Origin of the sequence: Cryobacterium sp. MP_M3 (assembly GCF_015752155.1) — a bacterium.
Lineage (GTDB): Bacteria > Actinomycetota > Actinomycetes > Actinomycetales > Microbacteriaceae > Cryobacterium.
In genome coordinates this window covers 59,049-79,880 of the sequence record NZ_JADOVI010000009.1, presented here as the reverse complement: position 1 = coordinate 79,880, position 20,832 = coordinate 59,049, and the positions used below count along the sequence as shown (strand labels likewise).

The 20,832-nt window shown below is 70.2% G+C and carries 19 protein-coding genes and 1 pseudogene; 6 read left to right on the top strand and 14 right to left on the bottom strand.

Annotated features, from left to right (window positions below):
• Positions 1-90 precede the first annotated feature (90 nt).
• The 4 genes from IWX89_RS11640 to IWX89_RS11625 are packed head-to-tail and all read right to left on the bottom strand — an operon-like array spanning position 91 to position 4,652.
• The gene (locus IWX89_RS11640) at positions 91-1,005 is read right to left on the bottom strand and encodes a carbohydrate ABC transporter permease (protein WP_374220512.1); all 915 of its coding nucleotides are present in this window, start codon (positions 1,003-1,005) and stop codon (positions 91-93) included.
• Positions 1,002-2,276 carry a carbohydrate ABC transporter permease gene (locus tag IWX89_RS11635; protein WP_196903726.1) on the bottom strand — a complete coding sequence of 425 codons (1,275 nt, stop codon included), beginning with the start codon at positions 2,274-2,276 and terminating at the stop codon, positions 1,002-1,004. The genes IWX89_RS11640 and IWX89_RS11635 overlap by 4 nt, the downstream gene beginning before the upstream one ends.
• A gap of 10 nt (positions 2,277-2,286) precedes the next feature.
• Positions 2,287-3,531 carry an extracellular solute-binding protein gene (locus IWX89_RS11630; RefSeq protein ID WP_196903725.1) on the bottom strand — a complete coding sequence of 415 codons (1,245 nt, stop codon included), beginning with the start codon at positions 3,529-3,531 and terminating at the stop codon, positions 2,287-2,289.
• Positions 3,528-4,652, bottom strand: a complete 1,125-nt coding sequence (locus IWX89_RS11625) for a LacI family DNA-binding transcriptional regulator (RefSeq protein WP_196903724.1) — start codon at positions 4,650-4,652, stop codon at positions 3,528-3,530. The genes IWX89_RS11630 and IWX89_RS11625 overlap by 4 nt, the downstream gene beginning before the upstream one ends.
• A 166-nt stretch (positions 4,653-4,818) precedes the next feature.
• Here IWX89_RS11625 and IWX89_RS11620 point away from each other — a divergent pair, with 166 nt between their 5' ends.
• A complete protein-coding gene (locus IWX89_RS11620; RefSeq protein ID WP_307836528.1) occupies positions 4,819-6,903 on the top strand; it encodes a glycogen debranching N-terminal domain-containing protein in 2,085 nt (694 codons plus the stop codon).
• A 165-nt stretch (positions 6,904-7,068) separates the two neighbouring features.
• Here the strand turns inward: IWX89_RS11620 and IWX89_RS11615 are convergent, their stop codons facing one another.
• The 4 genes from IWX89_RS11615 to IWX89_RS11600 form a co-directional block, all read right to left on the bottom strand.
• Entirely contained in the window at positions 7,069-8,202 is a 1,134-nt protein-coding gene (locus IWX89_RS11615) for an NAD(P)/FAD-dependent oxidoreductase (RefSeq protein ID WP_196903723.1), read from the bottom strand.
• The gene (locus tag IWX89_RS11610) at positions 8,195-9,061 is read right to left on the bottom strand and encodes a class I SAM-dependent methyltransferase (RefSeq protein ID WP_196903722.1); all 867 of its coding nucleotides are present in this window, start codon (positions 9,059-9,061) and stop codon (positions 8,195-8,197) included. The genes IWX89_RS11615 and IWX89_RS11610 overlap by 8 nt, the downstream gene beginning before the upstream one ends.
• A 6-nt stretch (positions 9,062-9,067) precedes the next feature.
• On the bottom strand, positions 9,068-10,315 hold the full coding sequence (locus tag IWX89_RS11605; protein WP_196903721.1) for a type III polyketide synthase: 1,248 nt from the start codon (positions 10,313-10,315) through the stop codon (positions 9,068-9,070).
• A gap of 86 nt (positions 10,316-10,401) precedes the next feature.
• Entirely contained in the window at positions 10,402-11,256 is an 855-nt protein-coding gene (locus IWX89_RS11600) for a phosphatase PAP2 family protein (protein WP_196903720.1), read from the bottom strand.
• A gap of 104 nt (positions 11,257-11,360) precedes the next feature.
• Here IWX89_RS11600 and IWX89_RS11595 point away from each other — a divergent pair, with 104 nt between their 5' ends.
• From IWX89_RS11595 to IWX89_RS11585, 3 genes and pseudogenes are all read left to right on the top strand, one after another.
• Positions 11,361-11,576 (top strand): hypothetical protein, encoded by a 216-nt coding sequence (locus tag IWX89_RS11595; protein WP_196903719.1) that lies wholly within the window; start codon positions 11,361-11,363, stop codon positions 11,574-11,576.
• Between the two features lie 119 nt (positions 11,577-11,695).
• Positions 11,696-12,007: pseudogene (locus tag IWX89_RS11590) on the top strand (Hsp20/alpha crystallin family protein); the annotation flags it as partial.
• A 157-nt stretch (positions 12,008-12,164) separates the two neighbouring features.
• A complete protein-coding gene (locus IWX89_RS11585) occupies positions 12,165-13,103 on the top strand; it encodes a phosphodiesterase (RefSeq protein WP_196903717.1) in 939 nt (312 codons plus the stop codon).
• Here IWX89_RS11585 and IWX89_RS11580 read toward each other — a convergent pair.
• The 4 genes from IWX89_RS11580 to IWX89_RS11565 all read right to left on the bottom strand — a co-directional run bounded on the left by IWX89_RS11580 (position 13,033) and on the right by IWX89_RS11565 (position 17,933).
• On the bottom strand, positions 13,033-14,850 hold the full coding sequence (locus IWX89_RS11580) for a stealth family protein (protein WP_196903716.1): 1,818 nt from the start codon (positions 14,848-14,850) through the stop codon (positions 13,033-13,035). The two genes, IWX89_RS11585 and IWX89_RS11580, sit on opposite strands and share 71 nt — an antisense overlap.
• Positions 14,851-15,069: 219 nt before the next feature.
• Entirely contained in the window at positions 15,070-15,498 is a 429-nt protein-coding gene (locus IWX89_RS11575) for a DUF1761 domain-containing protein (protein WP_196903715.1), read from the bottom strand.
• A 60-nt stretch (positions 15,499-15,558) separates the two neighbouring features.
• Positions 15,559-15,969 (bottom strand): DUF488 domain-containing protein, encoded by a 411-nt coding sequence (locus IWX89_RS11570; protein ID WP_196903714.1) that lies wholly within the window; start codon positions 15,967-15,969, stop codon positions 15,559-15,561.
• On the bottom strand, positions 15,966-17,933 hold the full coding sequence (locus IWX89_RS11565; protein WP_196903713.1) for a thioredoxin domain-containing protein: 1,968 nt from the start codon (positions 17,931-17,933) through the stop codon (positions 15,966-15,968). The genes IWX89_RS11570 and IWX89_RS11565 overlap by 4 nt, the downstream gene beginning before the upstream one ends.
• A gap of 70 nt (positions 17,934-18,003) precedes the next feature.
• Between IWX89_RS11565 and IWX89_RS11560 the strand changes: the two genes are divergently transcribed.
• The gene (locus tag IWX89_RS11560) at positions 18,004-18,717 is read left to right on the top strand and encodes a hypothetical protein (protein ID WP_196903712.1); all 714 of its coding nucleotides are present in this window, start codon (positions 18,004-18,006) and stop codon (positions 18,715-18,717) included.
• Between the two features lie 72 nt (positions 18,718-18,789).
• Positions 18,790-19,323 carry a hypothetical protein gene (locus IWX89_RS11555; RefSeq protein WP_196903711.1) on the top strand — a complete coding sequence of 178 codons (534 nt, stop codon included), beginning with the start codon at positions 18,790-18,792 and terminating at the stop codon, positions 19,321-19,323.
• A 59-nt stretch (positions 19,324-19,382) separates the two neighbouring features.
• Here IWX89_RS11555 and pnuC read toward each other — a convergent pair whose 3' ends face one another.
• The gene (gene pnuC / locus IWX89_RS11550; RefSeq protein ID WP_196903710.1) at positions 19,383-20,063 is read right to left on the bottom strand and encodes a nicotinamide riboside transporter PnuC; all 681 of its coding nucleotides are present in this window, start codon (positions 20,061-20,063) and stop codon (positions 19,383-19,385) included.
• Complete coding sequence (locus IWX89_RS11545; protein WP_196903709.1) at positions 20,060-20,722, bottom strand: PadR family transcriptional regulator; 663 nt, start codon at positions 20,720-20,722, stop codon at positions 20,060-20,062. The genes pnuC and IWX89_RS11545 overlap by 4 nt, the downstream gene beginning before the upstream one ends.
• Between the last annotated feature and the right edge of the window lie 110 nt (positions 20,723-20,832).

The window sequence follows — 20,832 nt, the reverse complement described above, 5'->3', positions numbered from 1 at the left end:
GCCACACTGAAACGCAGGCCCGGGCAGGGCAGACGAACGGCCCGTGTCGCTCGCGCCATCAGCACGAGCAACACGGGCCGGGAACCGGTGTCAGCCCTTCTCGGAGCCTTCGGTGGTGTTGATGAGCCGCTTCTGGAAGACGAAGAACATGATCGCGATCGGGATGGTCATCAGCACTGCGGCCGCCATCTTGAGCGGGAACTCGTTTCCCGAGCCGAGCTGGCCGGAGAACAGCGAGGCGATGCCCGTGGTGAGGGTGTTCGTCTCCGGGCTCTGCCGGGACACGATGAAGTGCCCGAACTCGTTCCACGAGCCCTGGAAGCTCAGGATGAACAGGGTCACCAGGGCGGGCCTGGCCATCGGCAGCACGATCGTCCAGAAGGTGCGGAAGACGCCGGCGCCGTCGAGGCGGGCCGCCTCCTCCACCCCGTTGGGGATCGACTCGAAGAACTGCTTCATGATGAAGATCCCGGCCGCGTCGACGAGCAGCGGCACGATCATGCCCGCGTAGCTGTCGTACATGCCGAACTGCTTGAGGATCAGGAACCGCGGGATCAGTAGCACGACCCCGGGCACGGCCATCACCGCGACGAGGGACGCGAAGATGAGGCTGCGGCCGCGGAACCGCAGCCGGCTCAGCGCGTAGCCGGCGAGGGAGTCGAAGAACACCCGGCCGAGGGTGATCGTGATGGTCACGAAGATCGTGTTCATCGTCCAGAGCGGCAGCGGGACATCCGTGAACAGCCGCTCGAACGACGCGAACGACCAGATCTGCGGGATCAGCCGGAGCGGGTCGTTGGTGGCCTCGTCGTCGGTCTTGAACGCGGAGGACAGCGTGATCAGGAACGGGTAGATGTAGACGAGGGCGAGCACACCGAGCATGAGGTAGCTCAGGCCAGACCCGGTGCGGAGCCGCCAGCCGATCGACCGCTTGCGCATCGTGGGGGCCGGCGTCGCCTCGCGGGCGACGGCGGGCGGGGCCTGGGGGGTGGTCACGGCGTTCATTTGTCGTCTCCGGCCTGGTTCGAGGTGGCGCTTCCGGAGGACGACGACGTCGAGGACCCCCGGTCCGCAGCGGATGCCACGGTGCTCGCCGCGACGACGACGCGATCGGCGGCGATCGCCCCCGCCAGCGCCCGGCTCACCTTGCCCTTGTCCTTCCGGTCCCGCAGCACGTACCGCTGCAGGGCGGTGAGCAGGATGATGATCACGAACAGGATGAACGAGATCGCCGCGCCCTGTCCCCAGTTCAGGTCCTTGAACGAGGTCTGGTAGGCCAGGTACGCCGGGGTGAGCAGGGTCTTGCCCGGCTTGCCGCCGCCGGTGAGGTAGATCTGGTCGAAGACCTGCCAGGTGCCGATCAGCCCGAGGGTGAGCACGGTGAACAGGGTTGGCTTGAGCATCGGCAGGGTCACCGAGAAGAACTTGCGGAACGGGCCCGCGCCGTCCATCAATGCGGCCTCGTCGACCTCCGCGCCGATCGCCTGTATGGCCGCGATGAACAGCAGCATGAAGGTGCCCGACGTCGTGAAGACGGCCAGCAGGATGATGGCGCACATGGCCACGCTCGGCCCGCTCAGCCATTCCCACCAGCTGACCCCGAGCATCCCGCCGCCCGCGAGCGCGTCGGGGGCGGCGGAGACCCCGAAGGCGCCGAGGATGATGTGCAGCACGCCGCGCGGGTCGGCGAACCAGACCGGGCCGCTGGCCCCGAAGAAGCCGAGGATCTTGTTGACGGCGCCGGTAGCGCCGAACAGGAACAGCCAGATCGCGGTGATCGCGATCGAACTCGTCACCGAGGGGAAGTAGAACGCGGTGCGGAAGAAGCCGCGCCCTTTGAGGATGCGCCGGTTCACCTGAACCGCGAGGAACAGGGCCAGCGCGGTCTGCAGCGGGACGACGAGCACCACGTAGTAGAGGTTGTTGCGGATCGAGGTGCCGAAGTCCTTCTGGGCGAGCCCCGGATCGGAGAGCACCGCCTCGAAGTTCTTCGACCCGACGAAGCTGACCTGCGGGTTCAGCGGCGAGCCGAGCCCGCTCCAGTCGCTGACGCTCACCCAGACGGCGAGGAGCACCGGCACGACCAGGAAGATGCCGATGATGATGATCGGCGGGGTGATGAACAGCCAGCCGTATTTCGCCTCGCCCCGGTGCAGGCTGGGCCGGTTCCTGCTCGGCCGGGATGTGCCACGGCGACGATTCGGGGCCGCCCCTGCCCCACCGGATGCCGTGCCGGCATCCGTTGTTGGATTGTTGCTGCCCCGAATCGCGCTCATGATGTCCTGCTTACTTGTTCGCGGCGTCGAGGGCGTCCTGCAGGTTCGTCTGCAGCGCGCTCAGGATCGCCTTGGGGTCGCCCGTGCCCAGACCCTGCAACTGGGAGTTGAAGTCACTGATCACGGTGGATGCGCCGGCGAAGGCGACCGGGCTGACGGCGTAGTCGTTGCTCTTGACGAACGATTCGTTCTGGGGGTACGTCGTCGAGTAGACCTTGGCGGCCGACTCGGTCGACGGGATGACCCCGAAGGCGTCGGAGAACTTCAGCTGCTGCTCGTCGGTGGTGAGGAACTTCACCAGGCTTTCGGCGGCGGCTGTCGTCTTGGACTGGGCCGGGATGCCCCAGCAGTTGCTGAAGGTGAAGGTGGACTGCCCACCGGGGCCGGCGGGAAGTTCGACGGCCTTGTACTTCAGGTCGGGGTAGTCGGTCTTGAGCCCGCTGATCCAGGGACCCTCGATGACCATGGCGGCCTTGCCCTTGCCGAGCGCTTCTCCGCTCCAGCCGGAGTCGAGGTCTGCCGGGAACTTGAGCACGCCGTCGGTGAGGAGCTTCTTCACCTCGGTGAGTCCGGCGAGGTTCTCGGCCGAGTCGGCCGTGACCTTCTTGCCGTCCTTGGACAGCATCGATCCGCCGGCCTGGTTCATGAAGGTGCCGATCCGGGCGTATTCCGCTCCGAAGGACAGCCCGGCCGTGTCGGCCGTGGTGAGCTTCTTGGCGACGGCCTCGAGGCCGGCCCAGTCGGTGGGGATGTCAGCGTCGGTCAGGCCGGCCGCGTCCCACTTCTCGGTGTTGATGATCAGGCCGAGGGTGGAGAAGTCCTTGGGCTCGCAGTAGAACTTGTCCTTGTAGCTGAACGCGCTCTTCAGTGCCGGGTAGTAGGCATCCTTGTTCGCGGCCTTGTCGGCGTAGGGCTCCAGGTACTGCTTGCTCGCGTAGGTCTGGAACTGGTCCCAGCCCATGTAGAACAGGTCGGGCGGGTTGCCGCCGGCGAATCCCTGCCCCAGCTGCTGGGTGAGGTCGTTGGCCGCGACGACCTTGACGGTCGCCTTGTTGGTGGTGCCCCAGGCCTTGGCCGCGTCGCCCACGGCCTTCGTCTCGGCGTCGCCGCTCGAGCCGATCAGCACAGTGAGCTTCTGCCCGGCAACGTCGCCGCCGGCGCTGTCACTGCCACCGGACGAACAGGCGGCCAGGCTGGCCAACAGTCCGCCGGCCACCAGAACAGCACCCCAGCGTGCTCCTCGTCGTAGTTTCATTGTGTTTCCTTTCCATTCTTGTGATTGCCGACCGCACTCTTGGTTGCGGTGGGGGTCGATGCCGCGTCAGGGGCCAGCAGCCGCAGCGGCTGCCGGATGACGAGGTGAGGTGTGATGAGCCGGTGACGGGTGTCCCCGGCTGCGGCGTCGCGGTGCACGAGGTCTCCCCCGGTCTCGCCGAGCAGCAGTTCGAGGGCGCCACGGGCGACCTCGTCGAGGGTCTGGTCGACGCTGGAGAGGCCGATGGCCTGGCCGACGGGCGAGTTGTCGAAGCCGATGATCGGCAGGTCGCTCCGGCCGACGGATGCCGCGGCGATCATCGCGCCGAGGGCGAGCGTGTCGCTCGCGCAGACCAGGCCGTCGATCCTCTCGTCGCTCTCGAGCAGCGCGACCACGGCATCCCGGGCGTCCTCGAGGCGGTCCTCCACGCTCAGGTTCAGGGCGGCGAGGTCGTCGTCGCTGGTGGAGAGTCGTTCCTCGACGGCGGCCTGCCAGCCGCGGCGGCGATCGTCGCCGGTGCCGGAGAGGCTCGGCCAGCCGACGAACCCGACCCGGGAGGAGCCCTGGTCGATCAGGTGGATGGCCGCCTCGCGCATCCCGGCGAATCCGTCCACGTCCACCCAGAGGTGCTTCGGGTTGTTCATGTCGTTGGCGCCCCACGGCCGGCCGAAGGTGACGAAGGGAACGTCGTTCTCCACCAGCCATTCGGTGCGCGGGTCGCCGTGGAAGGTGGCGGTGAGCACGAACGCGTCCACGTCGGCGCCGGCGCGCAGCTTGCGGATCTGCTCGATCTCGGCGGCCGGGTCGGCGGCGGTGAAGAGCAGGATCCGGATGCCGCGGGCATCCGCCTGCTCGGTCAGGGCGTGCAGGAATCGGTCGAGCAGCGCACCCGAGATGCCGTTGGTCATCGGGTCGAGCCGGATGGCGATCGTGGAGGACTTGCGCATCCGCAGCCGGCGGGCCGAGGCGTGCGGCCGGTAAGCCAGCTTGCGGATGGCGACCTCGACGCGCTTTCGGGTCTCCGGCTTGACGATCGCCGGGGTGTTCAGCACGTTGGACACGGTCTGCCTGGACACCTGGGCGGCACGTGCGACGTCTTCGATCGTCGGTAACCGGTCCACGGTGCCTCCTTGCGGTAAGTGGTGATTTGATCGTTCAAAAGTTTGATCGTTCAAATCCTGAGTGCTACGTTACCTGAATACGCGAATCTGTCAACAATCAATCGCACAGCGGGCCTCGAATGCACTACTGCAGGGCTCACCGAATCCACCGAATCACCGAGGAGTCGTGAATTCACGCATGTCCGGGACACCGAAGCACCCCCACCAGCCCCTGCTCCACGACGAGCTCGTCGCCCTGTCGGCGCCCACCCAGGTCTGGTCCTCCCCCGACGGATCGATGGGCAGTCGCCCCCTGCACGGCATCTACCACTCCGACACCCGCATCGTGGGCGCCCTCACCCTGCTCGTCGGCGGCCAGGTCCCCGAGAACATCTCGCACAGCGTGACGGATGCCGCCACGCTCCGCTTCGTCTCCCTGCTGCGCCACCTCGACGGCCGCGGCGCCGACCCCCGGGTACTCCTCACCCGGGTGCGCCAGGCGCGGGACGGCCGGGTGACCGAGACGATCGAGCTCACCAGCGCGATCACCGACCCGATCGAGACGACCGTGACACTCGAGCTCACGCCGTCGTTCGACATCATCCACGACGTCAAGGGTGGGGTCCTGACGCCCGACGTCGAGATCGCCTCCGTGCTCGATGACGCCGGGGTGCACTACTCCTCCGGCACGATCACGGCCTCGTTCTCCTCCGCCGACGCCGACCTCGTCGTCGACGCCGACGGGCTGACCACCGCGAGCTGGAGCGTCACGATCCCCGCCCACGGCAGCGTCAGCGTAAGTTGGGAACTGGCCATCGTCGACCCGTCGGCCGTCGTCCGCGGCGCGAGCGGGGCATCCGACTGGGCCGGCGTCACGGCCCGGGCCGACGACTCCCGCCTCGGCGCCTGGGTGGACACCGCCCTCAAAGACCTCGCCGGGCTGCGGATGGTCACCCGCGACCAGCCGGACGACGTGTTCCTCGCCGCCGGGGCGCCGTGGTTCTTCACCCTCTTCGGCCGGGACTCGATCTGGGCCGCCCGGATGCTGCTGCCGCTCGGCACCGGCCTCGCCGGCTCGACCCTGCGGGTGCTCGCCGCGCTGCAGGGCACCGAGACGGTCGCTGCGACGGCCGAACAGCCCGGCAAGATCATGCACGAACTGCGCCCGGGCACCCTCAACATGCCCGGCGAGGACACCTCCCTGCCGCCGCTCTACTACGGCACGGTCGACGCGACCGCACTGTGGATCAACCTGCTGCACGACGCCTGGAAGTGGGGCATGCCCGACGCCGAGGTCGAGGCGCTGCTGCCCCACCTCGAGACCGCCCTGGTCTGGATGCGCTCCTACGGGGACAGCGACGGCGACGGCTTCCTCGAATACGTCGACTCGACCGGGCACGGCCTGGCCAACCAGGGCTGGAAGGACTCCGGCGATTCCATCCAGTGGCGCGACGGGAGCCTCTCCGAGGGCCCGATCGCGCTCTGCGAGGTGCAGGCCTACGCCTACGAGGCCGCCATCGGCGGCGCCGCTCTGCTCGACCACTTCGGCCGCACCGGCGGCGCGGACTGGCGCGACTGGGCTGCCGCGCTGAAGACCCGCTTCAACGCTGCGTTCTGGATCGAATCCCCCGACGGGGCCTACCCGGCCGTCGCCCTCGACGCGCACAAGCAGAAGGTCGACACCGTCACCAGCAACATCGGCCACCTGCTCGGCACCGGCATCCTCGACGAGGAGGGCTCGCGCCTGGTCGCCCGGCGCCTGGTCTCCCCCGAGCTGAGCTCCGGCTACGGCCTCCGCACCATGTCGACCGACTCCACCGGCTACTGGCCGCTGAGCTACCACGGCGGCTCGGTCTGGACCCACGACACCGCGATCGCGATCGCCGGCCTCGGCCGGGCCGGTTTCGGCGCGGAGGCGGCCGTCCTGATCGAGGGGCTGCTCCGCACCGCGGAGGGCTTCGACTACCGGATGCCCGAACTCCACTCCGGCCACTCGACCGAGGAGTCCGCCGCGCCGATCCCCTACCCGGCCGCCTGCCGCCCGCAGGCCTGGTCGGCCGCGTCCGCCGTCGCCGTCCTCGGCACGATCCTCGGCCTCGAACCCGACGCGCAGGCCGAGGAACTCCGGGTCTCACCCCTGCCGATCGCCGGGGCGCTCGATGTGCGCGGCCTCGTCTTCGGCGGACGCAGCTTCGAGCTCGCCACGGATGCCTCCGGGGCGGTGAGCCGCAACACGCTGCTCGGGGCGGCATCCGTCGCCGTCGGCCAGTAGCGCTCGGCGGAGTCCCCCGAGCCTGACCTGCGTAACTCCTGCAATTTCTGCCTCCGGCCGGACACTGCCCCGGAATCCCGGGCGAGTTCGGCGCCCGTCGGCCGGATTGCAGGAGTTATGCACGTGACGTCGCCCTGAACCGGCGGGCGGGCAGGATCAGCGGGGTCAGAGCCAGCGCATGGTGAACGCGCGGGCGAGCACCATGCTCGCCGGCGGCACCGCGAGCGCGCGCACGAGGCCGTTCCGCGCCCGCAGGCGCAGGCCCCGCGCCGGGCGGCCCATCGCCATGTTGAAGCCGGCCTGCCGCGCGGCCATCCGGGCGCTGCGCCGGCGGCGACGGTCGTAGTCAGCGAGAACGGATGCCGCGGTCGCCGGCTCGCGGATCGCCCGTTCCAGCGCGGGGGCGAGCTGCAGCGCGTCGAGCCAGCCGAGGTTCATGCCCTGCCCGCCGATCGGGCTGATCTGGTGGGCGGCGTCGCCGACGAGCACGACCCGGCCGGACACGAGCCGCCGGGCCAGCCGCTGCGCCACAGCGAAGGAGCTCGCCACCGCCTCCGTCGGGGGCAACTCGATTCCGGTTCGGGCGCGCACCAGGGCCGCCAGGTCGGCGCTGGTCGCGCCCGTCATCAGGGACGGGGTCATCGCCACCCACCGGCGCCGGCCGCCCGGCAACGGGAAGGACTCGACCACCCCGCCCCGCTCGAAGAACAGCACCGCCTCAGCGCCGTGCTCGCCCGTGTCGGCGTAGTCGCTCATCAGGTAGGTTTCACCGCCGGTGCGGGCGGCGCAGCGGATGCCGAGCAGGTCGCGCACGGCGCTGCGGGCACCGTCGGCGGCCACGACGTAGCGGGCCTCGAGCGGCTCCCCCGCGCCGGGCCCAGCGACGAGCTCGACCCGGTCGCCCCGGTCGCGCACCCCGGTCACGGTCACGCCGCCGCGGAAACAGCCGGGCCGGAGCTGCTCGAACCGGGCCCGCAGCACCGCCTCGGTCTCGTACTGGGGCAGGGAGATGACGCGCTGGTAGCGGTCGGCGGTCTCGGCGAACCGGAGCCGGCCGAGGCGGCGTCCGTCGGAGCGCACCTCCCCGCCGCTGATGCGGACCGCGCTCTCGATGATCGTGTCCGCGACTCCGAGCTGCCGCAGCGCCCGGAGCGACGGCGGGTGGATGCCGATGGCCCGCGATCGCAGCGACGGCTCGCTCCGCTGCTCGAGCACCTCCACGTCGAGGCCGCGCACGGCGAGCAGCCCGGCCAGCAGGATGCCGACCGGTCCCCCGCCGACGACGATGACGTCACGCATCCGTCGCCCCGGCATCCGTCGCCCCGCCGACCGAAGCCCCGCCGACCGAAGCCCCGCCGACCGAAGCCGCGGCCGCCCGTTCCTCCGCCGAGATCTGCCGTTTCGGTCGAGCCCGCCCGGTGCGCGGGGCGGTCTCGACCGGAACGGCAGATCTCGGCGCGGATCGGGGCGCCCAGCGCAGCACGAGACGGGACGGCCGCTCCCGGGTCACCCGCCAGCCGGGCGGCACGACGGCGCGCAACTCGGCCGCGGTGAAGCTGCGCCGGATCGAGGTGAGCCCGTCGTCGCGGATGAACGAGCGGCGGAAGAACGGCCAGGTGCCCAGGCCGAAACCGAGGTAGGCGAACCGGCTGCGTTCGATGTCGCCGTGCAGCACCCGGCCGGCGGCGAGCCGCTCGGAGTCGACGAGCAGGCCGCCGAGCTGCTCGGCGGAGAGGTGGTGCAGCACATGGTTGGAGACGACGAAATCGAAGCGCGCTCCCTCGGCGACCAGCTCCGAGCTCAGCGCCCGCCGGAAGGTCAGCCCCGGCAGCGGCGGCAGCCCGGTGGCGTAAGCGTGCGCCCGGGGATCCGGGTCGATCGCGGTCACGGTGAGGCGCAGCCCGTCCCCGGCCGCCCAGCGGGCCAGCGCCCTGGCCATGTCGCCGCCGCCCGACCCGATGTCGAGCAGGGTGCTCTCCGTCGTGCGCGACAACTCCGGGCGGATCTCCCGCCGGTAGATCCCACGCCAGCCCGACACGACCGCGTTCACGAACCGGAAGTTCGCGTAGGTGCGGTCGAGCCGTTCCGGGTCGCAGTCGGGGTCGTCCATCAGCTCGACGGCGTCGCTCGCGCGCAGCCGCAGCGACGGGATGCCCACGGTCGCCTAGCCGGCGGTGACGGTCATCAGCCCGGACTCGACGGTGAGTCCCGGCCCGAACGCCATCGCACAGACCCGTTCCCCGTCGGCGGTGGCCGGGGCGTCGAGGATGGCCTTCAGCACGAACAGGATCGTGGCGCTGCTCATGTTCCCGTATTGGCGCAGCGTCTCCCGCGACGGCACGAGCTGCGCCTCGCTGAGCCCGAGCTTCGCTTCGGTCTTGTCCAGGATGCTGCGCCCGCCCGGGTGGATCGCCCAGTGCGCGATCGCAGCGCTCAGTGTCTGCGCGGCGACGCCGGAGGGTGTTCCGGCCGGCGACCCGGCGGGTGCGGCCCCAGACCCGCCGACGGATGCGCCCACCAGTTCACGCTCCGGCTCCGCGGCGGGCGGCGTCAGCGCCGCGACCAAGGACAGATCCCGGGCGAAGAGCGGCGCGAGGGCCGCTTCGATGTGTTCGTCGATGATGTGCGGCACATACGTGCTCAGCACCATCTCGAAGCCCTCGTCGCCGATCTTCCAGGCCATGTCGCCCTCGCCGACCGGGGTGATCACGGTCTCGAACAGGTCGAGCTCCAGGGCCCGCTCCCCCGGCAGCGGCGCCCGGGAACTGACGATCCCGGCCGCAGCCCCGTCGGAGAACAGCGAGGAGGCGACGATCGTGTCGGGGTCGTCCGAGGTGCGCAGGTGCAGCGAGCACAGCTCGGCGCTCACGACCAGCACGACCGCGTTCGGGTCTGCCTCGACGAACTGCTTCGCCGTGCGCAACGCCGGCATCGACGCGTAGCAGCCCATGAAACCCAGGTGGTAGCGCTGGGTGGCCGGGCTCAGCCCCAGTTCGCGCACGAGCATGTAGTCGGGGCCCGGCGCGTAGAAGCCGGTGCACGACACGGTGACGACGTGGGTGATGTCCGCTGCGTCGATGTCGGGGCAGGCGGCCAGCGCCCGGCGCCCGGCCTCGACGAACAGCTTGGTCGCCTCGACGATGTACAGCTCGTTGCGCACCCGGGTGCCCGGCATCAGCAGGCGCTGCGTGGCCGCGTCGAAGAACTGCGGGTCGTCGGTGTCCGAGTCGAGGGTGAGCTCGTCGATCACGGTGTGCCGGCGGTCGATTCCCGACAGGTTGAAGGATGCCGTCACCAGCCGTTGCGCCAGCCGGCTCAGTCCCGGCTGGGCCGCGAACACGTCGCGCACCTGCTCCTGCACCAGGATTGTCGGCGGAACCACGGTCTGCAGCGCTCTGAGAGTGACGGACATAGCCCCCAGTGTTACACGCGGCCCCGCACCGGCACACCCCCCACACATCGTGGCGCGTCTGGGATGCCTCCCGGCAGAGCCGTGGGTCAGGGCAGGCGGGAGAACAGCCGGGTCGCCGTGAGCGCCACGGTGAAACCGGCCGCGATGATCGCCGACACCCCGCCGATGTACGCGATCAGCGGCCCGGGCGTGGTTCCGAACGCGCGGAAGTAGGTGACCAGGAACGCGGAGACGGCCACGACGAGGAACGGCACCAGGATCTTCAGCTGGATCCGGGCCCCTGCAGCCGGCGGAGCCTTCATGGTGGTCGCGTCATCGCCGCGCCACACGGTCAGCGCCACTCCACCGGCGCACCCCCAGACCGCGACGACGAGCAGGGCGGCGATCACGTCGCTCGGCCGGTGCCAGCCGTTCGCGAGGGTCGACACTCCCGCGACGACCGCGAAGGCGGTGCCCGCCAGGGCGCTCAGCCACCGCGTTCGCGGGCTGGAGACGAGGAAGACGGCGAGGGCGGATGCCGCGGCCACCGTCGTATGCCCGGAGGGGAACGAGTTGCCCGCATAGCCGTCGACGCCGAGGTCCGGCCGGGTCAGCAGCCAGCCCTTGAGCAGCTGCGTGGTCAGCACGGCGCCCAGGGCAGCACCGATCGCGACGACCAGGGTGCGCACGTTGCGGCGGACGGCGGTGAGGATGCCGGTGATCACCGCTCCTGCGATCACGGACACGACGGGCAGGGCGTCGAGCACCTGTTGGGTGAACGGGGTCACGCTGCGCCGGCCGAATTCCGCTCCGTCGAAGGCGAGCTGGTCCATGGTCTGGCCGGCGAGGGTGCGTACCGAGAACAGGTAGATCACGACGAATACCGCGATCGAGCAGAAAGCACCCACGACATAGCGGAGGGGACTGGTCGTCGAGGTGGTGCGCACGGTCCAGTTTCCCATGCCCGGCTGCACAACCCACCACCGGGCCCCGGCATCCTGCCCGGCGTTCGCGCACAGCGTGCGCCAGACCTTGACTGGGCCCGCCGGGGGCGTAGCTTGGGAGAATGTTCAACTGGCACTGGGGCCGGGCAGGGACCGGCAGGAAATCCGGGGGCAGGCACGGCTTCGGCCTGGGCGGCTTCACCGGGCTCGAGGGCGACTTCGAGGCCGAACGGCGCCGCGCCGCCGACGCTGCCAACGAGCCGATCGAGCCGTACGAGCAGGACGAGATCGACAAGCCGACACTGCCCGGCTCCTCCTCCGGCCTGACCCATCCCTGAGCGTGCGGCGCGCGCGACACGCCCGGGACACCCCCGGGACACACCCGGGACATACCCGGGACTGAGCTTCGCTCAGCGCGAACGCCGCGGGACCTTCGGCCGATTGCGAGGCCGTGAAACCCGGGATCGACCCCGGCTCCGTTGACATCGACGTGGACGGTCAGCTCCTGACCATCAGGGGCGAGCGCACCATGGCGAACCACGAGAACGTCAAGTGGCTCACTCGTGAGCGCATGGCCGGGTCGTTCCTGCGCCAGCTCAACCTGGGCCAGGGCATCGACATCGAGAACATCAGCGCCACCTACAACAACGGGGTGCTGAGCGTGACGATCCCCGTGAGCGAGGCCGCCAAGCCCCGCAAGATCGAGGTGAAGGGCTCGGGAGAGCAGGTCATGCAGATCAAGGAAGCCGACAAGAAGGCTGTGTCCTAGACGCGGAAAACGGTTGGGCCCGGGGGTTTTCCTCCGGGCCCCTTCCGCGGTGTTCGCGTGGCGTACACCGGATGTTCAAGAACTACTGATCGAATAGACGGAGTAGAGTCAGCGCACTCACCGAAGAGTGCTCCTAGTACCAACGAATGGAAGCTCCGTGAACATTCGCACGGCCGAATACCCCAGGCCGGACCATTTCCTGCTTCACCTCAGTGACACTCACTTGCTCGCGCAGGGCGAACGCCTGTACGACCGGGTCGACAGTGCCGCGCATCTCGCCTCTCTCTTCGCCGAGGTCGAGGCCTCGACCGGGCGGCCGGAGGCGATCATCATCACCGGCGACCTGGCCGACAAGGGTGAGCCGGATGCCTATCGCACCCTGCGCTCCATCGTCGAGCCGGCCGCGGCCAGGCTCGGCTCCCGGGTCATCTGGGTGATGGGCAACCACGACGACCGGTCGGCCTTCCGAACCACGCTGCTCGGCGAGCCGGCGTCAACGGCCCCGATCGACCACGTCGAGTTCATCGGCGGCCTGCGCGTGATCACCCTGGACACGTCGGTTCCCGGTCACCACTACGGCGCCGTGAGCGAGGCCCAGCTGGCCTGGCTGGGCCGGGAGCTCAGCGTGCCCGCGCCCGACGGCACCATCCTGGCGATGCACCACCCGCCCGTGCCGAGCGTTCTCGATCTCGCCGTCTCGGTCGAGTTGCGCGGCCAGGCCGCGCTCGCCCGGGTGCTCCGCGGCACCGACGTGCGCAGCATCCTCGCCGGCCACCTGCACTACTCGTCGACGGCGATGTTCGCCGGCATCCCCGTGTCGGTCGCCTCGGCCACCTGCTACACCCAGGACCTCAACGTGCCGGTCGGCGGCACCCGCGGCCAGGACGGCGCGCGCACCTTCAACCTCGTGCACGTCTACGCGGACACGGTGCTGCACTCGGTGGTGCCGCTCGGCAGCTACCCGGCGCTGGAGTACATCGACGCCGCGGAGAGCAGCAGGCGGCTGGCCGAGTCGGGCATCGAGATCATGCCCGCGGGTACTCTGCCAGCGTTCCGTGAGCCGCCGATGACCATGCCGATCCGGGTTCTGAACTGACCGACGACGTGCCGAGCCGGTCATTCTCCTGGCTCTCCCGCTCCCACGGAGCCACGATCGGGAAGTAACGCTCGAGGAAGTCTGTCACCGCGGCGCGGCGCACCTCGTCGGAGATCTCGGGGAAGCTGCCGTCGTTGAGGCAGAACATGTCCTGGTCGCGGCGTTTGCGCAGCTTGTTCATCTGGCGCAGGGCCAGCTTGAGCGTGGTCTCGATGTAGAGGGAGCGCGCCTGGGTCTGCTCCACCGCGCGGCCGGTCATCAGCGCGTAGTAGTGGTAGAGCGAGTTCGTGACCGAGATGTCGGTCGCCGAACGGAACCGGCTGGCCGCGGTGCGGGCGAAGTCCTCGGGGAACTCGGCCTCGAGTTCGCGCAGCACGCTCTTGCGCAGCGGCGCGGCCGTGTGCTCGAGGTGCCGGGTGGTGACCTTGCCGAACCGTTCGCGCAGCAGCGCCCGGTTCACCCTGGCCGCGTTCTCGAAGCCGCTCCGGGACGGGTCGTTGTCGCCGAGGCCGATCCGGGTGGATGCCTCCACGAACTTGGTGATGCCGCCGGGTGAGAAGAACAGCTCCGGGCCCACCGGGCGGCCGAAGAACATGTCGTCATTGGAATAGAGGAAGTGCTCGGCCAGCCCGGGAATGTGGTGCAGCTGGCTTTCGACCGCGTGCGAGTTGTGCGTGGGCAGGGCGCTGGTGTCGGGGAAGAAGTCCTCGCTGCGCATGATCGTGACGCGCGGGTGCTCGGCCAGCCACTCGGGCGCGGGCGAATCCGTGGCGATGAAGATGCGACGCACCCAGGGCGCGAACATGTACACGCTGCGGAGCGCGTACTTGAGTTCGTCGATCTGGCGGAACCGGGCGTCGGAGTCGTCGCCCTCGCCGACGACGTAGGCCTGCATGCGCTTGGCCCGTTCCCGCTGGAAGTCGCTGGACGAGCCGTCGACCCAGGAGAAGACCAGGTCGATGTCAAAGCTGATGTCGCTGGCCAGGTCGTCGAACATGTGCTGCAGGGTGCGCCAACTGCGTCCGAACAGGTCGATCGTGGTCTCGCGGGCCTCGCCGCGGGGCATCCGGGTGCGCATCAGGGAGTTCTCGACCGGCGCGACGATCTCATCCTCGCCGAAGTACCACAGCTCGAACTGGAACGCGGTCTCCGAGCCGTAGCGGAGCCGCCCGATCGGTTCGATCCGGGGCCGGTAGACCCGGAAGACGGATGACTTGCGCAGCGTGGCCAGGGCGCCGTCGGCGAGCAGGAGGGGCTGGGTCAGATCGCCGTCGAGCGGCTTCGCGTAGAAGGGCTCGTTCGCGAATGCGGCGGCGAGGATGCGGGTGAGCTGCTTGCGGCGCTTGCGGTCGACGGCGATGGTCGGGCGGTCGTGGTCCCCGCGCACGAGCAGGAAGTCGATTCCGGCCAGGTCGAGGGCGCTCGCGACGGCGAGGAGGTCCTTGATCATGGATTCACGCGGGGTGAAGTGGCCGTTGACCAGCGCGATCTCGCCTTTACGCACGACGAGGTCTTCGCGATCGAAGCGGCGGGTGCGGGCGTCGACGGCGCGGAGCACGAGTTCGGGTTCGTTGCTGAGCGAGAGGACCGGGATCGAGGCGGTGTCGGACAGGCCCCTGCTCCTGACGGCGGCGCCGTCGGCGTGGCCGGTCGGCGTCTCGGCCGAGGAGGTGCCGGTGGCGTCAGATTCGGTGCCGTGTCCGGTCGGGGCGTGCCGGTCGGCAGTGGGGCGATTGTAATCAGCCATGGTCCTCCTCTGGAATTGGGAACACTCGTTCGCCAGGTTCACCAGCGGGAAGAGTGCGTCCGGTTTGTCGCACGACCGCACACCCGTCCTGAAACCGAGTGCGAAGCAGCCGGCGGAACGCGGTGGCGCTTCTCTCAGTGTACGTCCCGGGACGGGCCGGAAACGCGAACGGTCACGGCCCCGAAACGGGCCCGTGACCGTTCGCCTCTGCGGGCTGTTCTACAGGGCGCTGATGCCGAACAGCCCGATGATGAGGGCCATCAGCATCAGGGTGACCAGCTCGTGCACGATGTTGAGCACGGTGAGGCCCCAGGGGCGCCGGTCGAAGGCGTCGTGGGTGGCCATCCGTGCCGCGGTGAAGCCGGCCCAGAGGATGACGGAGGTCAGCAGGGTATTGACGAGGAAGCTGCCGCCGTAGAAGTTCTGGGCGATCGCGGCCGCCCCGGCCAGCACCCACGCGGTGATGAAGCTGACGATGACGGTGAGGATGAGCGGGGCCGCCGACCCGGTGCGCACACTCTCCTCGTCGTGGCCGACCGCCTTCATCCAATAGGTGCCGAAGACCCGGCGGGAGTACCAGACGCTGCCGACGACCATGCTCGAGACGGTGGCGAGCAGCACCGCCCAGATGTTGATTTCGGGAACCATTGTGAATCCTTTCGGCCGGCTCCTCGGTCGGAGCTGTTGACGCCTGGTGTTGGCTCGATGTTAGGGGGTCGTCGGCGCGCTGACCGGGAGGCTCTCGGGGTGCGCCGCCCCGAGATATTCGCCCAGGATGCGGGCATGGTTCACGACCGGGTCCCTGGCACCGTAGACGAGGGTCGTGGTTGTGCCGGTCCGTGCATTCGCGGCGACCAGGCTCCGCAGCCGGGCCACGGCTTCGGCGGTCGCGGGCGTCGCACCGAGTTCGGTCCGGTAACGCACGGCGAATTCATCGATCCGGTCGGGGTCGTGGTTCCACCAGGTGCGGAGGGCGGGGCTCGGGGCGACGTCCTTGATCCAGTCGTCGAGCTCCGCACGTTCCCGGGAGACGCCCCGCGGCCAGAGCCGGTCCACCAGCACCCGGCTGCCATCGTCGGGGGCCGGGTCGTCGTAGACACGCTTGATCCGGATGGTCATGCGCCCATTGTCGTCCCGGTCGACCGCCCGGTCGAGCCCGGCTTCCCGGCCGGACGATCGGCCGGCAGATCGGCCGGCAGATCGGCCGGCAGATCGGCCGGGTCGGTCACCGGCAGGCTGCAGACGAAGTCCCGGCAGAGGTACGCGGCGGCCAGGCCGGAGCGGGTCGTCCGCTCCCGGAACAGGTCGAAGCCGGCGTCGGCGAAGGCCTTCGCCTGCGCCTCGGTCACCGCGGCGACGAGACCGCTCGCCCGCCGGCGCGCGACGGCGAGCAGGCCATCGGGGCTCGCGCCCGGGCTGTCGTCCGGGGAGACGACCACCAGTTGCCGGGCCGGGCCGAGCAACGCGGCGCTCAGCCGCAGGGACGCGCCGAACGCGAGCGGACGGGCCGTGAGCTGCCCTCCGAGCACGTCCATCGCGGACTCGGCCGCGGCCAGGTAGCGCGGGTCCGCGGTGAGCAGGTGGAGCAGCCACGCGGCTCCGGCGATCGAGGTCAGGCCGGACGGGTAGGCACCCTCCGACGGGTCGACGGGGAGGTCCATGCCCTGCGCGGCCAGCACCGGATCGGCGCCGTTCGGCACCCGGAAGGGAAGCGCCGCCTGGTCCGACGGCGCCCGGACCGGCTGCAGCGTCGCGTCAATGAGCCGGCGTGCCGCGAGGGCATAGCGCACCTCCCCCGTCGCCAGGGCGAGCTCGAGGAGGCCGCGTGCGAACATCCCGTAATCCTCGAGGGTCGACCGGGCACCGGAGACCCGCCCCGAGATCGACGCGCGCACGAGATCTAATCCGCCTGCCCCCCGGTCGGCCAGGTGCTGGTCGAGCAGCCTGTCCGCCGCGCTGACGGCCGCCGCCTGGAGTCCCCGGTCGTCGAAGGCGAATCCGGCCCGGGCGAGGGCGGCGACGGCGAGGCCGTTCCAGCCGGTGAGCACCTTCTCGTCGAGGGCGGGCCGGGACTGCAGCTTCCGGGCCTCCTCATCGAGGGTGTAGTAGCCGCCTTCGACGCGCCGCCCGTCGACAGTGCTTTCGGAGTCCTGCGCGCTGGCGAAGCCGCCGCCCGGCAGCATGAGCACCGAGGTCAGGAAGCGTGCGATCCCTTCGGCCACGGCTCGGGCCCACGGCTCGCCGGTGAGCCTCCACGCCTGCGTGTAGAGGTCGAGGAGTTGGGCGTTGTCGTAGAGCATCCGTTCGTAGTGCGGCTCGCTCCAGTCGCGGTTGACCGCGTAGCGGAAGAAGCCACCCTCGATCGGGTCCCGCAGCGGGGAGGCGCCGAGCCGTTTGAGCGTGCGCAGGGCAAGGTCCCGGCCGCCGGCGCGCTCGAGCAGGAAGCCGAGGGCCGGCGCGACCGGGAACTTGGGGGCGCCGCCGAAACCGCCGAAGACCAGGTCCTCCTGGGCGACCAGGGCCGCGACGGCCTCGTCGAGGGCTGCCGCATCCGGGCGTGCTCCGGCGGTCGTTCCCTGCGCTGCGGCCGCGGCGAGCGCCTCGACCACCAGGTCGGCGCTCTCTGCGACGTCGGCGCGGCGGGTGGTCCAGGCATCCGTCACCGCCGCGAGCACCTGCCGGAACGACGGATGCCCCGTCATCGGCTGCGGCGGGAAGTAGGTTCCCGCGTAGAACGCCCGGCCCTCCGGGGTGACGAACACGTTCAGCGGCCAGCCCAGGCCGCCGACGAACGCACTCGCGGCTGCCAGATAGGCGGCATCGACGTCGGGGTGTTCCTCCCGGTCGACCTTGACGCTCACGAAGTGCGCATTGAGATAGTCGGCGAGAACGGGGTCGCTGAAGCTCTCCCTGGCCATGACATGGCACCAGTGGCAGGTCGAGTAACCGATCGACACGAGCACGGGCACGTCGCGCGCGCGGGCCTCGGCGAAGGCCTCCGCACCCCAGCCGTGCCAGTCGACCGGGTTGCCGGCGTGGGAGCGCAGGTACGGGCTGATCGCGTCGGCAAGTCGGTTGGGCATGCCTCCATTCTGCGCCGGGACACCTTCCCCGGATGCGCGGGCCGGACTATTCTCGGCTCGGGGAATCAAGATGCGGGTAGAACGGGAGCACCTCGCGCGACGACTGCCGGCCGCTGCGCAGACGGATGCGGGAAAGCCGAAGATGCGGGGACGCCGGAGCCGTCCGGCGGCCCTCGCAGGGGCCTGCATCGGCATCGGTCTCGGACTCGGCGCCTGGCAGCCAGGACCGGCACTCGAACGAGCGCTCGCCCCGGATCCCGGCGGGAGCCCGGTCGCGAGCCCGGCGGTGCCGCGCGAATTCGTGCCGTCCCGCCCGTCCACCGCGCCGGCGGCGGCCGCCCTGCGGATCTTCGAGGTGACCCCGGAACACGCGACTTCGACCGGCTTGGCGGGCAGCATCCTGGACCTCGGCCCGGAATACCGGCCCGAATCCATCCGGGCCGCCCTCACCACGCCCCCGCTCGCCGGGAACTTCGGCGTCTACGCCGCACAGCGCACGGACGGCCGGTATTGCCTGGTCGAACAGGACCAAGACGGGAGCGGCAGCAGCGCGGCCTGCGCGACCGCGGACGAGATCGCGCGCCGGGGGCTGCATCTCGGCGCCACCGTGACAGGCGCCATGGTGGCCGGCTCGACACCCACCACGTTCGACCTGGACATCGACTGGTTCCCGACCGGTTCGATCGGCGCCCGCGCCGTGCCCCACGGTTCCACTCCCACCCCGCACTCGTCCCCGTGCGAGACCGTGCGCCGGGCGCGGTGCGGAAGCACCACGACGGGCTGAGCCGGTCGGATCCTGCCGCTGGACCTCCCGTTCGGGGGTGGTTAGGCTGGCAGTGACAGTGGGGGGCTGCAGATGACGTTGAAGACAGTGGCCGGTCGTCTGGAAACCGCGGCCGAGACCGATCCGGGCTTGGTGATCGCGTTGCGCGCCGCCTACCGCGGCCGGCACGATGTGCAGGATGCGCTCTGGTGGCGGGCCCATCCGCTCAGCCGCACCCCCGGCGGGCGCCCCGACCCCCTGGTCGGGCTCGGCGAGGAGCAGGCGGCCGTGTGCTCACGGTCCCGGATCGACGGGCCGCGGAGCGAGGTCGCCGATCCAGACACCGGCGAGCCGGTGAGCGCCACCCTCGGCGAGCACCGGCTCCGGGAGCTCACCCGGCTGCTGGCCCAGGATGCCGCGGCCCTCGACCTGGTCCTGGTCAGCTTTCGCGGCTGGCCGGATTTCGGTCCGGAGGACGACGACCCGGAGCCCGGCGCCACCCCGGCTTCACTCGGCGACGCCCGGCCGGACCGGCGCCCGGCGCGCGGGATCCTGCTCGTCACCGCCGGCGGCGCCGCGGGTCTGCTCATCGGCGTCGCCGTGACCCTGGCACTCCGCGCACCCTAGACGAGGCGCGCTGAAACCGGCTGCGGCCGGTCGCCCCGGCCGGCTCAGCCCCGGCCGGCTCAGCCCTGGCCGGTCAGTTCCTGGCTGACGAGGGCCTGGCGGCGGCGCTGCACCCGCATCCAGATGAAGAAGCCGGTGATCGTGAAGGCGCCGTAGAAGAGGTAGAGGATCGCCGAGGCGTAGTAGCCCGCGCTGACCAGCAGGGGCACGCCGACGATGTCGACGGCCACCCAGATCAACCAGAACTCGGTCCAGCCCTTCGCCATGCCGTAGGTGGCGAGCAGGGACCCGGTGAAGATCCAGGCATCCGCCCAGACCGGCTCGAACGAACCGAGCGCCCGGAAGATCGGCGTGAGGATGAGCGTGCCGGCGACCAGGCCGAGGCCGAGCAGCACCCGGGTGCGGTTGCCCGCCCAGTGCGGGGCCACGGCGACGTGCGCGCGCGACTTGCGGGCGCGGGACCACTGGATCCAGCCGAAGATCGAGACCACGATGAACATGATCTGCCGCCCGGCCTGGCCGAGCAGGTTGACCGGGTTGGGGGTGCCGAAGACGGCGCCGAGGAACACGGTGAACAGCAGGGCGTTGCCGGCGATGCCCACCGGCCAGGCCCAGACCTTGCGGCGCATCCCGCCGACCGCACTGAGGATGCCGAACGCGTTGCCGATCACCTCGCGCCAGAGGATGGTCTGGGTGCCGATCTGCAGTTGGGCGTCGAAGAGCCACTCAATCGGATTCATCGGTCAACTTCCTCGCCGGGGATCGTTCCCCGGTCTTCTCCCAACCTACCGCCGCCGTCTTCGCGTGGCTGCGGCTCGAGCTCGTCGACCAGGCGCAGGCCGCGTTCGGCCCAGTCGATCTCCTGCTCGGCCCGCGCGATGAGCCCCTCGTAGGCGAAAAGCTTGTAGGCCGTGATGCGCGCCCACTCGGACTCCGGGCTGATCAGCAGCCTCTGCGCGAAGATCGGATGCGTTCGGTCCCGGATCGCACCGAACTGGCCCTGCCACTGCTCCCGCAGCTCGTTCCAGTGCCCGACGTGCGCCAGCAGCTGCTTCCGCACCGCTTCCTGATCTGCCCACTCGAAGTACGCCGCCCGCAGGTGCGCCGGGTCTCGCTCGCGGGTGTACTCGATCGGAGTGGCCATCCACGCGCGGAACGCCTGCTCACCCGTGGCCGTGATGTGGTAGATCCGCTTCGTCGCGTGCGTCGCCTGGGTGTTCCGGGCCACGGCCGTTGCCTCGATCAGCCCTCCGGTCTCCATCCGGCGCAATTCCGGGTAGATCTGGGAGTCCGGGGCGTTCCAGACGTGCCCGACCGAGCTGTGGAAGGACTTGGCGAGATCGTAGCCCGTCATGGGCTGCGCCGTCAGAAGCGCGAGGAGGGCGAAGCGCAGGCTCATGGTTTGATTCTGGTCCCTGGAAGGGCCTTGTGGTTTCACTATCGAGATAGGTATTGTGGCATTCTGTTCACACCGCCGATGTGGCGAAGGTGCATCATGTCCGGACGAAG

Coding starts and splice junctions, on each gene's coding strand:
- IWX89_RS11640 (WP_374220512.1), bottom strand. CDS start 1,005: ATGAACGCCGTGACCACCCCCCAGGCCCCGCCCGCCGTCGCCCGCGAG.
- IWX89_RS11635 (WP_196903726.1), bottom strand. CDS start 2,276: ATGAGCGCGATTCGGGGCAGCAACAATCCAACAACGGATGCCGGCACG.
- IWX89_RS11630 (WP_196903725.1), bottom strand. CDS start 3,531: ATGAAACTACGACGAGGAGCACGCTGGGGTGCTGTTCTGGTGGCCGGC.
- IWX89_RS11615 (WP_196903723.1), bottom strand. CDS start 8,202: ATGCGTGACGTCATCGTCGTCGGCGGGGGACCGGTCGGCATCCTGCTG.
- IWX89_RS11605 (WP_196903721.1), bottom strand. CDS start 10,315: ATGTCCGTCACTCTCAGAGCGCTGCAGACCGTGGTTCCGCCGACAATC.
- IWX89_RS11600 (WP_196903720.1), bottom strand. CDS start 11,256: ATGGGAAACTGGACCGTGCGCACCACCTCGACGACCAGTCCCCTCCGC.
- IWX89_RS11595 (WP_196903719.1), top strand. CDS start 11,361: ATGTTCAACTGGCACTGGGGCCGGGCAGGGACCGGCAGGAAATCCGGG.
- IWX89_RS11580 (WP_196903716.1), bottom strand. CDS start 14,850: ATGGCTGATTACAATCGCCCCACTGCCGACCGGCACGCCCCGACCGGA.
- IWX89_RS11575 (WP_196903715.1), bottom strand. CDS start 15,498: ATGGTTCCCGAAATCAACATCTGGGCGGTGCTGCTCGCCACCGTCTCG.
- IWX89_RS11570 (WP_196903714.1), bottom strand. CDS start 15,969: ATGACCATCCGGATCAAGCGTGTCTACGACGACCCGGCCCCCGACGAT.
- IWX89_RS11565 (WP_196903713.1), bottom strand. CDS start 17,933: ATGCCCAACCGACTTGCCGACGCGATCAGCCCGTACCTGCGCTCCCAC.
- IWX89_RS11560 (WP_196903712.1), top strand. CDS start 18,004: ATGCGGGTAGAACGGGAGCACCTCGCGCGACGACTGCCGGCCGCTGCG.
- IWX89_RS11555 (WP_196903711.1), top strand. CDS start 18,790: ATGACGTTGAAGACAGTGGCCGGTCGTCTGGAAACCGCGGCCGAGACC.
- pnuC (WP_196903710.1), bottom strand. CDS start 20,063: ATGAATCCGATTGAGTGGCTCTTCGACGCCCAACTGCAGATCGGCACC.
- IWX89_RS11545 (WP_196903709.1), bottom strand. CDS start 20,722: ATGAGCCTGCGCTTCGCCCTCCTCGCGCTTCTGACGGCGCAGCCCATG.